The 13316-nt window shown below is 71.7% G+C and carries 12 protein-coding genes; 7 read left to right on the top strand and 5 right to left on the bottom strand.

Annotated features, from left to right (window positions below):
- The first annotated feature begins 231 nt into the window (after positions 1 to 231).
- A complete protein-coding gene (gene ligD, locus ACFFR3_RS24360) occupies positions 232 to 1431 on the top strand; it encodes a non-homologous end-joining DNA ligase (RefSeq protein ID WP_379483894.1) in 1200 nt (399 codons plus the stop codon).
- 132 nt (positions 1432 to 1563) lie between these two features.
- Here the strand turns inward: ligD and ACFFR3_RS24355 are convergent, their stop codons facing one another.
- Both ACFFR3_RS24355 and ACFFR3_RS24350 read right to left on the bottom strand, forming a co-directional pair.
- Positions 1564 to 2991, bottom strand: a complete 1428-nt coding sequence (locus ACFFR3_RS24355) for an NAD(P)/FAD-dependent oxidoreductase (protein WP_379484086.1) — start codon at positions 2989 to 2991, stop codon at positions 1564 to 1566.
- 72 nt (positions 2992 to 3063) lie between these two features.
- Positions 3064 to 3957, bottom strand: coding sequence for an SDR family oxidoreductase (locus ACFFR3_RS24350; RefSeq protein WP_345386731.1), 894 nt, complete (start codon positions 3955 to 3957; stop codon positions 3064 to 3066).
- A gap of 118 nt (positions 3958 to 4075) precedes the next feature.
- Between ACFFR3_RS24350 and ACFFR3_RS24345 the strand changes: the two genes are divergently transcribed.
- Positions 4076 to 5812 carry a thiamine pyrophosphate-dependent enzyme gene (locus ACFFR3_RS24345; protein ID WP_379483893.1) on the top strand — a complete coding sequence of 579 codons (1737 nt, stop codon included), beginning with the start codon at positions 4076 to 4078 and terminating at the stop codon, positions 5810 to 5812.
- A 5-nt stretch (positions 5813 to 5817) separates the two neighbouring features.
- On the opposite strand, the gene ACFFR3_RS24340 is transcribed toward ACFFR3_RS24345, so the two are convergent.
- Positions 5818 to 6564: an IclR family transcriptional regulator gene (locus ACFFR3_RS24340; RefSeq protein WP_364364411.1), complete on the bottom strand. Its 747-nt coding sequence runs from the start codon at positions 6562 to 6564 to the stop codon at positions 5818 to 5820.
- Between the two features lie 80 nt (positions 6565 to 6644).
- Here ACFFR3_RS24340 and ACFFR3_RS24335 point away from each other — a divergent pair, with 80 nt between their 5' ends.
- Entirely contained in the window at positions 6645 to 7802 is a 1158-nt protein-coding gene (locus tag ACFFR3_RS24335) for a 4-hydroxybenzoate 3-monooxygenase (RefSeq protein WP_345386728.1), read from the top strand.
- Between the two features lie 261 nt (positions 7803 to 8063).
- Positions 8064 to 8375: a DUF6401 family natural product biosynthesis protein gene (locus ACFFR3_RS24330; protein ID WP_364364417.1), complete on the top strand. Its 312-nt coding sequence runs from the start codon at positions 8064 to 8066 to the stop codon at positions 8373 to 8375.
- A gap of 97 nt (positions 8376 to 8472) precedes the next feature.
- Here the strand turns inward: ACFFR3_RS24330 and ACFFR3_RS24325 are convergent, their stop codons facing one another.
- Together ACFFR3_RS24325 and ACFFR3_RS24320 are read right to left on the bottom strand one after the other, a co-directional pair.
- Complete coding sequence (locus ACFFR3_RS24325; protein WP_345409267.1) at positions 8473 to 9255, bottom strand: mechanosensitive ion channel family protein; 783 nt, start codon at positions 9253 to 9255, stop codon at positions 8473 to 8475.
- Between the two features lie 160 nt (positions 9256 to 9415).
- Complete coding sequence (locus tag ACFFR3_RS24320) at positions 9416 to 10180, bottom strand: HpcH/HpaI aldolase family protein (RefSeq protein WP_345386724.1); 765 nt, start codon at positions 10178 to 10180, stop codon at positions 9416 to 9418.
- A gap of 77 nt (positions 10181 to 10257) precedes the next feature.
- Between ACFFR3_RS24320 and ACFFR3_RS24315 the strand changes: the two genes are divergently transcribed.
- The 3 genes from ACFFR3_RS24315 (at position 10258) to ACFFR3_RS24305 (ending at position 13276) form a co-directional block, all read left to right on the top strand.
- A complete protein-coding gene (locus tag ACFFR3_RS24315) occupies positions 10258 to 11415 on the top strand; it encodes a four-carbon acid sugar kinase family protein (RefSeq protein ID WP_379483892.1) in 1158 nt (385 codons plus the stop codon).
- Complete coding sequence (gene pdxA, locus ACFFR3_RS24310) at positions 11412 to 12410, top strand: 4-hydroxythreonine-4-phosphate dehydrogenase PdxA (protein WP_364364426.1); 999 nt, start codon at positions 11412 to 11414, stop codon at positions 12408 to 12410. Before ACFFR3_RS24315 ends, pdxA begins: the two co-directional genes overlap by 4 nt.
- Positions 12411 to 12478: 68 nt before the next feature.
- The gene (locus tag ACFFR3_RS24305) at positions 12479 to 13276 is read left to right on the top strand and encodes a DeoR/GlpR family DNA-binding transcription regulator (protein WP_364364429.1); all 798 of its coding nucleotides are present in this window, start codon (positions 12479 to 12481) and stop codon (positions 13274 to 13276) included.
- Positions 13277 to 13316 lie beyond the last annotated feature (40 nt).

The following is a 13316-nucleotide window of genomic DNA, read 5'->3' as shown; positions in this document are numbered from 1 at the left end:
CTCGCTGAAGTTTTTTTTATCAGTCCAACAGAAGTCTGGGTGACATTTTTGGATTATTGGGTAATGGCCGTGAATTGTCCGGGTTTTTCGTTGCTACTCGGGGCAGGGTGGGGGCGTACGCTCGGGGCATTCTCCGAGGAGTCCGCACGCTTGGCCGCCACGGCGCCTTCCCCTCCTGAGACCGGGTTCCGCCTTCCGGGGGTTGTCGGTGGTGGCGCGTATCGTGATCGTATGGCTGACATCGAGGTCGCCGGGCGTGAGGTCCGCATCACCAGCCCCGACAAGGTGGTCTTTCCGCGGTCCGGGCACACCAAGCTCGACCTGGTCCGCTACTACCGGACCGTCGGTGAGGCGGCGTTGCGGGGCGTCCACGGGCGGCCGATGGTGCTCAAGCGGTTCGTGCGCGGCATCGAGGAGGAGGCGTTCTTCCAGAAGCGGGCCCCGGCCAAGCGGCCCGACTGGATCGAGGTGGCGGAGCTAAAATACCGCTCGGGGCTGAGCGCCGAGGAGGTCGTCTGCACCGATCTCGCGCAGCTCCTGTGGGTGATCAACCTGGGCTGCGTCGATCTCAACCCCCATCCCGTACGCTCCGACGACCTGTCACGGCCCGACGAGCTGCGCATCGACCTCGACCCCGTGCCGGGCGTCCCGTGGGGGGACGTGCTGGCCACGGCGCAGGTGGCGCGGGAGGTGCTGGCCGACCACGGCCTGGTCGCCTGGCCCAAGACGTCGGGCTCGCGCGGCTTCCACGTCTATGCCCGGATAGAGCGGCGGTGGCCGTTCTCGAAGGTGCGCAAGGCGGCCGAGACGGTGGCCAGAGAGGTCGAGCGGCGCGCCCCCGACCTGGCGACCAGCCGGTGGTGGAAGGAGGAGCGCCACGGGGTGTTCGTCGACTTCAACCAGAACGCCTACGACCGTACGGTGGCCTCCGCCTACTCCGTGCGCGCGGTCGAGGACGCCCGGGTGTCCACGCCGCTGACCTGGGACGAGGTGCCTGAATGCCATCCTGAGGCGTACACGATCGAAACCGTCCCCGCGCGGCTGGCCGAGCGCGGCGACCCGTGGGAGGACATCGACCTGCATCCCGGCTCTCTCGACGGCCTGCTTGAGCTGGCCGAGGAGCTGGGTCCCGCACCCAAGGCGCCCAAGGGCACCGGGGGCAGGCGGCAGACCAAGCCGCTGATCGAGATCGCCAGGGCCGAGCACAAGGACGAGGCGATGGCCGGGTTCGAGCGGTGGAAGGGCCGCCATCCCGAGGTCGCGGCCCGGCTCGAGCCCGCCGACGTGCTGGTCGACGGCATGCGGGGGCGCAGCAGCGTGTGGTACCGCATCCGGGTCAACCTGCAGCACGTCCCCGAGGACGAGCGGCCCCCGCAGGAGCCGCTCGAGGTCGACTACGACCCCTGGCACCCCTCAGGCTCGCCCGACTGACGGCCGGCGGCCAAGGCCCTCGCCGGGAGCGGGTGGGCCGATCGGCTGCTCAAGGCCCTGGCATGAGCCCATCGGCTGCTCAAGGCCCTGGTAGGGAACGGCATGAAGCGGAGCGCCTCGGGCCGAGGCTCGTCAGCGGCCGGAGATGAGGTTGGCGAGGTGGGCGTAGGCCGAGGTGCGGGTGCCGCGTTCGTTCTCGTGCCGGTCGGCCGCCCTGAACAACGCGTAGATGAGCTGCACGCCCATCCACCGCAGCGGCTCCGGCTCCCACTGCCGCACCTGCCGCCCCACCCACGGCAGCCTCGTCAGCGGGGTGTCGCGGCGCAGCACCAGGTCGCGCAGGGTGCGTCCGGCCAGGTTGGTGGTGGTGACGCCGCTGCCGACGTAGCCGCCGGCCCAGCCGAGCCCGCTGGCGTGGTCGAGGTGCACGGTCGAGCACCAGTCGCGCGGCACGCCGAGCACGCCGCACCACGCGTGCGCCACCGGCACGTCCACGGCGGCGGGGAAGAGCTTGACCAGCATCCGCCACAGCAGCGCGACGGTCTGCGCCTGGGTGGCCCCCCGCCGGTCGGTACGCGAGCCGAACCGGTACGGCACCCCCCGCCCGCCGATCGCGATGCGGTCGTCGGCGGTGCGCTGGGCGTAGATGTAGGCGTGGGCCTCGTCCTCAAGCAGCTCGCTGCCCTGCCAGCCGATGTGCTTCCACACGTCGGGCGGCAGCGGCTCGGTGACGATCATGGAGCTGTTCATCGGCAGCCACTGCCGGTGCTGCCCGGTCAGGCTGGCGGTGAAGCCCTCGGTGGCGCGGATGACGTAGTCGGCGGTGACGGTGCCGCGGGTGGTGACGGCCGCCGCCCTGCCCCCGCTGCCACCGCCCTGCCGGGGCAGGATCTCGGTGACGGTGGTGTCCTCGTAGATGTCCACGCCCAGCCGGTCCACGGTGGCGGCCAGCCCGACGGCCAGCTTGGCGGGCTGGATGCGGGCGCAGTGCGGCGAGTACGCGGCCTCCAGCGCGCCCGCCACCTGGACGCGTTCGCGCTGTTCGGCACGTTCCAGTAGCCGCATGTCACCCTCGCCGTAGCCCCAGGTGCGCAGATCGGCGACCTCGGCGCGCAGCCGCCGCCGCTGGGCCGGGTTGGTGGCGACGTGGATCAGCCCGCTCTTGTGCACGTCGGCGTCGATGCCCTCGGCCCTGGCGACGTCGATGACCTCGTCGACCGAGGCGAACATGGCCCGCTGCAGCTCGATCATGGCCTGCCGGCCGCGCGCCTCGGCGTGCCGCTTGCGCGAGCCCGCGAACTCGGCCGACAGCCACCCGCCGTTGCGCCCCGACGCGCCGAACCCGGCGAACTCCTTCTCCAGGATCGCGATGCGCAGGCCGGGTTCGGCCCGCTTGAGGTAGTACGCGGTCCACAGACCGGTGTAGCCGCCGCCGACGATGACGACGTCGTAGTCTCGGGACCCGGGCAGCGCGGGCCGCCGCGCGGGCAGGCCGATCTGCCGGTACCAGAAGGAGACGCCGCCGTTGGCGAAGTCTCTGGTCAGCGGGATGCCTCTCATCACCGGACACATTGTCTAGTACGTCGCGCCAGACCAACAAGTCGGCGAAGTGTAACGAAACCGGACAAACCACTAGCTTCGTGTCGGACGTTCGTACCCGTCGTCGCCTCCGTATACGCGCAGGTCAGGGTCCAGTTCCGGCTGGGTCGCAGGGCTCGTGGGGGAGGCGGTGTGCTCGGTGGCGAAGTCGTCGGACAAGATCGGCTCGGGCGGCAGCAGATAGTCGTGCCAGCTGATCTCACCTTTGGGCGCGGCGTCCGTGAGCAGGTGGCCGGCGCGCTGGGCGGCGTACAGACGGCCCGGATACCGTACGGGAACGCACGGCCGGCGCAGCCCCGAGGCCCGCAACCACACCTTGACCAGCTCCTCCGTGGTGATCACCTGCGGCCCGCCGAACTCGATCTCCCGCTCGGCCGGCGCCGCGCTCAGCAGCGCGGCGGCCCGCGTGGCGACCTCGCCGGTGTGCACCGGCTGCCAGGGCAGCGAGCGGTCCACGGGCAGCACGGGCAGCGAGGCCAGGTCGCTCAGCCTGCGGTGCAGCCACTGGTGGAACGGGGTGAGGCGGAGGATCGTCCAGCCGAGGCCGCTCTCCATGACCAGCCGCTCGGCCTCCAGCTTGTCCCGCAGGTGCCCGTGCGCGGCCCTGTCGGTCCCGGCCATCGAGGTGAACAGCACGTGCGGCACCCCCGCGGCGCGCGCCAGGATCAGCAGCGTCCTGGTGCCCGGCACGTCCACCGCGCCGCGCCCCTTGCGGCCGCTGGTGGCGAGGTGGGCGATGGCGTCCACGTCGCGTACGGCCTCCTCGACCCCGTTGCCGGAGATCAGGTCTCCCCAGATCCAGTCCACGTTGCCGCGGTCCTCCCGCTTGGCCCGGCTCAGCGCACGCACCTCGTGCCCCGCCTTGAGCAGGGCGGGTACCAGCGCCCCTCCGAGCGTGCCGGTGGCTCCCGTGACCAGAATCCGCATAGCGGCCCCCTACCCGTCTACATGGAGAAATGTCCCGGGAAATGTCCACTGGTCTGGGTGCCTGTCCGGGGCGGAGCGGGGTAGGGCGGGTCCCATGGCTCGAATAGCAGCGGAATCCTTGATCGACCGGCTGGCCGCGTGGGGCGTCGACACCGTCTTCGGGCTCCCGGGGGACGGCATCAACGGCATCATGGAGGGGCTACGCCGCCACCGCGACCGGGTACGCTTCGTCCTCGTCCACCACGAGGAGGCCGCCGCCTTCATGGCCACCGGCTACGCCAAGGCCACCGGCCGCATCGGCGTCTGCCTCGCCACCTCGGGCCCCGGCGGCATCCACCTGCTCAACGGCCTGTACGACGCCAAGCTCGACCACGTCCCCGTGCTGGCCATCACCGGCATGCAGGAGACGTCCGTGCTCGGCACCGGCTACCAGCAGGAGGTCCACCTGGACAAGCTGTTCGCCGACGTGGCCGAGTACAACATGATGATCAGCAACCCGGCGCAGCTCCCGTCCCTCGTGGACCTGGCCATCAGGACCTCCTACGCCCGGCGCGGCGTCTCCCACCTGACGCTGCCCAACGACATCCAGGTGGCGGAGGAGGGCGCGGACCCGTACAGGAAGGTCGCGCCCGCCCGCGCGCCCGAGACCGCGCCCATCTACCTGCAGCCGTCCGGCCTGCCCCGGCAGGAGGACCTGGAGTGGGCGGCCGAGGTGCTCAACCGGGCCGAGCGCCCGGCCATGCTGGTCGGGCAGGGCGCGCTGCACGCCAGGCAGGAGGTGCTCGAAGTGGCCGAGGCGCTGGGAGCGCCCGTCGTCAAGACGCTGCCCGGCAAGGCCGTCGTGCCCGACGACTCGCCGTACACGACGGGCGGGCTCGGGCTGCTCGGCACCCGGCCCAGCGAGGAGCTGATGGACGACGCCGACGTGCTGTTCATGGTCGGCACGAACTTCCCGTACTCGAAGTTCCTGCCCGAGGTGCACGACACCAGGGTGGTGCAGTTCGAGGCCGACCCGACCAGGGCGGGCGCGCGCATCGCGACCGACGTGCCGGTGGTCTGCGACGCCAAGGAGGGGCTGCGCGCCCTGCTGCCGCTGCTGCGCCGCAGGGAGAGCGACGGCCACCTGGCGAAGTACCAGAAGATGATGGCGAAGTGGCGCGCCGACATGGAGTCGCTGGAGAACCCCGACCGCGACCCCATCGCCCCGCAGTACGTCATGTCCATCGTGGACGAGCTCGCCACCGACGACGCCATCATGACCTGCGACAGCGGCACGATCGCCACCTGGGCGGCGCGCCACTGGACGATCCGGGGCGAGCGCGAGTTCTACCTGTCGGGCACGCTCGCCTCCATGGCGAACGGCCTGCCGTACGCCATCGCCATGCAGCACGCCTTCCCCGGCCGGCAGATCATCGCCTACGTCGGCGACGGCGGCTTCTCGATGCTCATGGCCGAGTTCCTCACCGCCGTGCAGCACGGGCTGCCGGTCAAGGTGATCATCAACAACAACAACTCGCTCGGCCAGATCCTGTGGGAGCAGATGGTGCTCGGCTACCCCGAGCACGGCGTGCGCTACGCCGCCCCCGAAGCCGACTTCTCGGCCTGGGCCAGGTCGTGCGGCGGGTTCGGCGCCAAGGTGACCAAGGCCGAGGACGTCGCCCACGCCGTCGGCCAGGCGCTCTCGCACGACGGCCCCGCGCTGGTGGACGTGGACGTCAACCCGAACGAGCCGCCCATGCCGGGCAAGATCTCCTACGAGCAGGCCAAGAGCTTCGCGCAGGCGTTCCTCAAGGGGCAGCCGCACCGGGCGTCCATCGCGACCACCCTGTTCAAGGACCGCATCCAGAGGTTCTGAACGGCTCAGGCCATCGCCCTGGCGATCCCGGCGGCGGCGCCGCGCAGTGGCTCCACCAGCCGGGGCAGCTCGCGGGCCCGCCGCGAGGACAGCACGATGCCGAGCGCCGCCACCGCCCGCCCGTCCACCAGCACCGGCGCCGCCGCCGAGCACGAGCCGAGCGTCATCTCCTCGTACGTCAGCGCGTGCCCCTGGACGCGCACCGCCGCCAGCTCCCTGGCCAGCCGGCCCGGCTCGGTGACGGTGTGGGCGGTGGGGCGTTCGAGCTTGCGGGCCAGGTAGGACTTGACGAACCAGTCCGGCTCGTACGCCAGCAGCGCCTTGCCCACGCCCGTCGGATGCATCGGCAGCCTGGCCCCGATCCGCGACACGATGGGCACCGCCCGCCTGCCGTACACCTTGTCCACGTATAGGACCTCGAGCCCGTCCCTGACCGCGAGGTGCACGTTCTCGCCCGTCGAGGCGAACAGCTCCTGCAGCCACGGATGCGCCAGCTCCTGCAGCCGGTTGGGGGCGAGCTGGCCCAGCTCCCACAGCCGCGGGCCCACCCGCAGCCGCCCGTCGGGCCCGCGCCCCAGCGCCTGCCACGCCTCCAGCTCGCCGACCAGCCGGTGCGCGGTGCTCAGCGGCAGCCCGCTGCGGCGCGCCAGCTCCGTCAGCGTGAGCTGGGGATGCGCCGCGTCGAACGCGCCCAGGATCGCCAGCACCTTGGACGTCACCGAACGCCCCGCCTCGCGGGAACCGCCTGACATGAGGACGATCCTGCACCAGCTTTCCACTCAGCGGAAGACCGCTCTCGGCCTCATCCGCTCGAACCACCATGCTTTCCCTCATGCGAACTCAGGTCGGGATCATCGGGGCAGGCCCCGCTGGACTACTGCTGTCACATCTGCTCCACCTGCGCGGCATCTCCTCCGTGGTGCTGGAGAAGCGCAGCCGCGACTACGTGGAGCGCCGGGTGCGGGCCGGCGTCCTGGAGCAGGGCACGGTGGACACGCTCGTCGAGGCCGGCGTCGGCGAGCGCATGCTGCGCGAGGGACTGCCGCATCACGGGATCGAGCTCAGGTACGGCGGCGCGGGCCACCGCATCGCCTTCGAGAAGCTGGTGCCCGGCAGGGCCATCACCGTGTACGGGCAGCAGGAGGTCGTCAAGGACCTCATCGCGGCCCGGCTCGCGGCGGGCGGCGACGTGCGGTTCGAGGTCGAGGACGTGGCCGTGCACGGGCTCGACTCGGAGCCCTTTCTGACGTTCGGGGACGAGCGGCTCGACTGCGACGTCATCGCCGGCTGCGACGGCTTCCACGGCGTGTCGAGGCCGTCGATCCCCGAAGGCGTGCTGAGCGTCTTCGAGCGCGACTACCCCTTCGCCTGGCTCGGCATCCTCGCCCGCGTCGCGCCCTCGTCCGACGAGCTGATCTACGCCAGGACCGAGCGCGGCTTCGCCCTGCACAGCATGCGCTCGCCCAGCGTCAGCCGCTTCTACCTCCAGGTGCCGCCGGACGCGCGCATGGAGGACTGGCCGGAGGAGCGCATCTGGGCCGAGCTGAAGGCCCGCCTGGAGACCGTGCCCGGCTTCTCGCTGGCCACCGGCGAGATCCTGGAGAGCGGCATCACGCCCATGCGGTCGTTCGTGGTCGAACCGATGCAGTACGGACGCCTCTACCTGGCCGGCGACGCCGCCCACATCGTCCCGCCCACGGGCGCCAAGGGCCTCAACCTGGCCGTGGCCGACGTGCGGGTGCTCACGGAGGCGCTCGCGGCGTACTTCAAGGACGGCACGACCGACCTGCTCGACGGGTACTCGCAGGCGTGCCTCAAGCGAGTGTGGCGAGCGCAGCACTTCTCGTACTGGATGACAACCCTGCTGCACACCTTCGACGAGGACGACGCCTACGCCCGCCGCCTGCAACTGTCATACCTGGACTACGTCACCTCCTCAGAAGCCGCCGCCACCACCCTCGCCGAAAACTACGTCGGCCTCCCCTTCTAGGGATCTGCCCCTCACCCTTTCCCAAAGAATGTCGCCGCGACGGCGGGGAGGGGCCGGTGTCGGGCTGGCTCATGGGGGTTGGCCGTCTCTCTCACCAGAGGGACCGTCGCCGCGACGGCGGGGAGGGGTCGGTGTCGGGCTGGCCAATGGGGGATGACCGCCTCTCTCCCCAAGAGACCGTCGCCGCGACGGCGGGGGAGGGCCGGGTGTTGAGATGCCCCATTAGGGGGTTGACCTTGGAGAATGCTTTACAGTGTCCAAGTGGTCTTCGAGGATGGATGGGCGGTTTCGCCCCTGCGCTGGCTGATGAACGCACTGGGCGACGCCCAGCTCTCCCGTATGGGCCGTGACCCCGCTCTGGTGGCCGCGGTGGACCAGCACGCGGCGGAGCTGCGCGACGCCATCCCGCTCGACCGCGAGACGCTGGGCGACTACCTGCTGGGTTTCCTCGACGAGCTGCGCCACCGCGGCTGGTCCTTCACCGACGAGCCCGACGCCCCGTCCCTGCGGCTGACGGCGGTCTGCTACCTGACCCGCGAACTGGGCCTCCTGGAAGACGGCCACCCCGCCTGAGCGCGCTCACCCGGGTGGACCGGCGCGGGCCCCAGGCGGTTCGCCCGGGGCTCGTGCCGATCGTGCCGGTGGCGCTCGCGTGGCGGGCGCCCCCAGGTCAGCCAGGAGGCATGTCGGAGCGGGTGGCGCCGCCGCCGCGCGTGCCGCGCATCGGGGCGGTCTCCTCGCTCATCGACCGGGCGTCCTCCCGCCCGCGCTGATACGCCTCCGCATGCGCCCTGGCCTGCGGAGCCTCCTCCTCGATACGGCCCAGCCAGCGCTCCCAGCGCTGCTGCATCGGCCGGATGAGCCCGCCGCCGATGCCGATCGCCGCGATCGCGCCGATGGTGGCCAGCACCGTGACCAGCACCGGCGTGGTGACGGTCGTGGCCACACCGATCTGGTTGAGCGCCGCGATGATGCCGAGTGCCCAGATGAACACCGCCGCCGCCGTCGCGATCCAGCGACCGTACGACAGGCCGCCGAGCGCGCCGGACAGGATGTCCCTGACGGCCCTGGCCACGGCACCCGCCACCACGATGATCACGATGGCCACGATCGCCAGCGGCAGCCAGCCCACCACCGCGGCGAGCAGCGCCGAGACCGGGTTGGGCCCGAAGACGTTGAACGCTATCTGCAGGGTGACCAGCAGGATCGCATAGAAGACGATCTTGGCGATCAGGCTGCTCGCATCGTACTTGCTGCGCTCCAGCCAGCGCCGCATCCCGCTGCGCTCGACCGCCCGGTCGAAACCGACCCGTTCGAGCACCTTGTCGACGATCTTCTCCAGAGCCTTGGCCACGATCCACCCGATGATGAGAATCACGAGGAACGCGACCAGCTTCGGAACGAACGCCGCTATTGACCGCCAGGCGTCAGCTATGCCTTGGCCGAAATTGATGTCCACGGTTTCCTCCTCTGAGGAGCCAATGCCTCGGCGCTACCCGGACAGAAACCGCCTATACACAGAGAGCCACCAAATAGTTCACATTGCGGTCAAAACTTCCTATATCACGTAAAGGCGCCTCGACTTCGGCGCCCGCCTCAGCGGGTGGGGCGGGTCAGGCGGAGGTGGCGGCTTTCAGGTGGGCGGCGGCGGACTGTTCCAGGTGGTTGAGGTCGCCGGCGACGGTGGCGAAGGTGAAGCCCTCCGCCAGCCGGCGCGCCGCCTGCTCGCCGCTCGGGTTGTGGATGCCGGCCGCGATGCCGGCGCCGGCCGCCGCCGTACGGATCCGCTCAAGTGCCGCCTCGAAGACGTCGGCGACCTCGGGGTCGTTCGGGAACCGGCCGCCCACGGCCAGGCACAGGTCGGACGGCCCGACGTACACGCCGTCCAGTCCCGGCGTGGCGCAGATCTCCTCGATGCCGGCCAGCCCCTCCGGCGTCTCGATCATCGCCAGGACGAGCACGGTCGCGTCCGCCTCGGCGGGCGTGGGGCCGATGCGCAGCATCGAGCGCATGGGCCCGTACGAGCGGCGCCCCGCACCGGGGTAGCGCGCGGCGGAGACGGCACGGGCGGCGTCGGCGGCGCTGTCCACGAGCGGCACGATGACGCCCGCCGCACCGAAGTCCAGAGCCCGGCCGATCACCGCCGGATCACCCGACTCCACCCTGACCAGCCCGGCGGACCGGCCGCCCGCGTCGATGGCCATGAGGTTGGCGAGCAGCCCCGACGTGCCGATGAAGCCGTGCTGGCCGTCGAGGGCCACGTAGTCGTACCCGAGCCGGGCCAGCCGCTCGGTGGCGACGGGCGCGTCCAGGACCACCCAGTAGCCGACGGCTCGTTCCCGATCGCGGATCTTCCTGGCGAACTCGGCTGCGGTCACGGGCCTCTCCTGACTCCTCGTGTACGCCCTTTCGCTCACTCTGGCATCGTCTGCGCGTTTCGTGCAATGCTTGTTGCGTGATTCGCGCACAGGCGGATGCGGTGCTCGTGCTCGCCGACGATCTGACCGGGGCGGCGGAGACGGCCGCCGTGCTGATGCCCGCCGCCGGTGCCGCGCTGATCGCGCTGTCCGGGCCGCCCTACGACTCCGCGCCGCCGGTGCTGGTCGCCGACCTCGGCAGCCGGTACCACTCCGACACGAATTCCCTGGTACGAGCGGCACTCGCGCACGCGGGCGACCGCAGGGTCCTCGTCAAGATCGACTCCCTGCTGCGCGGGAACGTCGCCGCCGCCATCGCCGCCGCCTGCCTCGACGCGCTCGTGGTGCTGGCCCCCGCGCTGCCGTCCGCCGGTCGTACGGTCGTGGGCGGAGTCCCGTACGTCGAAGGTGTCCCGCTGCGCGAAACGCGCACCTGGCACATCGAGCCCCGCCCCGCACCCGCCACGGTCGCCGAAGCACTCGACGGCCACCCCTCCACCCTCATCCCCCTCGACACGGTCCGCGCGGGGCACCCCGCATTGACGCGAGCGCTCAGCGGGGCAGAGGGGGTGGCGATCTGCGACGCGGAGACGGACGGCGACCTCGACGCGATCGTGGCCGCCGCGCTCGCCGCCGACCCGCGTACCCGGCTGGCCGGTGCGGGCGGCCTCGCCGCGGCCCTCGCCCGCACCCTCGGCGGGACCGTCACCGACGTGCCCCGTCCCGCGAAGCCGGCCGGCGACGCGCCCCTCCTGGTGATCGTCGGCACCGTGCACCCGGGCGTGTCCGACCAGGTCGAGCTGCTGCTCCAGCACGGCGTCCAGCAGATCACGCTGAGCGCGGACGAGCCGCAGGACATCGCGGCGCCGCGCCTGCGACGAGCCCTGGAGGCCGGACCTGCCGTCCTCACCACCTCGGGCCCCTTGACGGGCGCTTGGGAGGAGATCGTCACGGGCGCCCTCGCAGGCCGTCCCGCGAACCTCGTCCTGACCGGCGGCGGGACGGCGAGGCGGGTGCTCGACGCGCTCGGCGTCCGCGAGCTGACCCCCGTCGGACAGGTGCACCACGGCGCCGTCCACAGCCACACGCCCCAGGGCCACGCGGTCGTCACCAGGCCCGGCAGCTTCGGCGGCCGCGACAGCCTGCTGCGCATGGCCGCCCACCTCGCGCCTCACCACTTCGAAAGGCTGACATGAGCACACCTCTGATCGCCCTCACCATGGGGGACGGCTCCGGCGTCGGTCCGGAGGTCATCGTCGGCGCCCTGCTGGCTCCCGAGCCGGCCGGGTTCTGCCGCCCGGTCGTCATCGGCGACGCGGGACGCCTGCGCCAGGCCGCCGCCGTCCTCGGCGTGTCCGCCAGGATCGAGACGGTCGGCGGAGTGGCGGACGCGGTGTTCGAGCCGGGCCGGATCAACGTCATCGACCCCGGCCTGCTGCCCGCCGACCTCCCGTGGGGCGAGGTGTCGGCGGTGGCGGGGAACGCGGCGTACGAGTACGTCCGGCTGGCCGGCTCGCTGGCGATGTCCGGCGAGGTGCAGGCGATCTGCACGGCTCCGCTCAACAAGGAGGCCCTGCACGCCGCCGGCCACGTCTTCCCCGGCCACACCGAGCTGCTCGCCCACCTGACCGGCACCGAGGAGGTGTCGATGATGCTCTCGACCGCCAAGGTCAAGGTCATCCACGTCACCACCCACATTGGCCTCATCGACGCGGTCGCCCGCATCGAGCCCGGCCTGGTCGAGCGGACGATCCGGCGGGGCGCGGCGGCGATGCGCGGCTCCGGGCTGGAGCGTCCCAAGATCGGCGTGTGCGGGATCAACCCGCACGCGGGGGAGAACGGCCTGTTCGGGTACGGCGAGGAGGAGGAGAAGATCGTGCCCGCCCTCGATCGGCTGCGGGCCGAGGGCATGGACGTGCACGGCCCGCTCCCCGCCGACACCGCCTTCTTCCTGGCCGGACGCGGCGACTACGACCTCATCGTGGCCATGTACCACGACCAGGGCCACGGCCCCGTCAAGATCCTCGGCCTGGAGGCCGGCGTCAACATCACCGTCGGCCTCCCCGTCATCCGGACCTCGGTGGACCACGGCACGGCCTTCGACATCGCCGGCAAGGGCCTCGCCGACCCCGGCAGCATGCTCGAAGCCCTCCGCCAGGCCGCCGAGCTCTCCCAGGCCCGAACCTCATGACGACCCCATCACCGCACCTGGGGAAGGCCGAGCGGCCTGCGGGAGAAGGGGGCGCGGAGGAGCGAGCCGTGGGCAAGCAGGGGGCGAAGGGGCGGGGCGCGGGGGAGCGGGCGGCGGACGTGCGGCGGGAGGAGATCGTGCGGCTGGCCACCGAGACCGGCCTGGCCGGCGTCGAGGAGTTGGCGGCGCGGTTCGGCGTCACGCAGTCCACGATCCGGCGGGACCTGGCGCATCTGAAGGCGGCCGGGCTGCTGGCCCGCACGTACGGCGGCGCGATGGCGGTCGTCACGCACCCGGAGGCGTCGCTGCGGCAGCGGATCGGGGAGGCGTTCGAGGCCAAGCGGGCCATCGCGAGCTGGGCGGCGGCGCAGGTACGGCCGGGGGAGACGATCCTGCTGGACTCGGGCTCGACCACGGGCGCCCTGGCCCACGAGCTGCGGGACGCGGCCGACCTGACCGTGGCGACCACGGGACTGACCGCGTTGCAGGAGCTGGTGGGGACCGGCGTGCACGTCGAATGCCTGGGCGGCACGCTGCGCCACGTCAGCCAGGGCTTCGTGGGCCCGCTCGCGGAGGCGGCGCTGAGCCGGATGACGTTCGACCGCGCGTTCCTGGGCGCGGACGGGGTGACGGCGGAGGGCGGGATCTGCGAGGCCAGCCTCCAGCAGACCCGCCTGAAGGAGCTGATGATGGCCCGCTCCCACCACGTCTACGTCCTGGTCCACGCCGCCAAGCTGGGCCGCCGCCCCTTCCACGCCTGGGCCCGCATGCCCGACCGCTGGACGCTGGTCACGGACACCTCCGCCACGGACGACCTCCTGGAGCCCTTCACAGCGAGAGGCGTGGAAACGGTGATCGCCATCTGACGTCCTCGACGAGACGGCTCTCAGTAAGGCGGGGATGGCG

The organism is Nonomuraea salmonea (genome assembly GCF_042428605.1).
In the GTDB taxonomy this organism is placed as follows: Bacteria; Actinomycetota; Actinomycetes; order Streptosporangiales; family Streptosporangiaceae; genus Nonomuraea; species Nonomuraea salmonea.
This window is presented reverse-complemented; position numbering and strand designations above follow the sequence as displayed.

Coding starts and splice junctions, on each gene's coding strand:
- pdxA (WP_364364426.1), top strand. CDS start 11,412: ATGAGCACACCTCTGATCGCCCTCACCATGGGGGACGGCTCCGGCGTC.
- ACFFR3_RS24350 (WP_345386731.1), bottom strand. CDS start 3,957: ATGCGGATTCTGGTCACGGGAGCCACCGGCACGCTCGGAGGGGCGCTG.
- ACFFR3_RS24340 (WP_364364411.1), bottom strand. CDS start 6,564: ATGTCAGGCGGTTCCCGCGAGGCGGGGCGTTCGGTGACGTCCAAGGTG.
- ACFFR3_RS24335 (WP_345386728.1), top strand. CDS start 6,645: ATGCGAACTCAGGTCGGGATCATCGGGGCAGGCCCCGCTGGACTACTG.
- ACFFR3_RS24355 (WP_379484086.1), bottom strand. CDS start 2,991: ATGAGAGGCATCCCGCTGACCAGAGACTTCGCCAACGGCGGCGTCTCC.
- ligD (WP_379483894.1), top strand. CDS start 232: ATGGCTGACATCGAGGTCGCCGGGCGTGAGGTCCGCATCACCAGCCCC.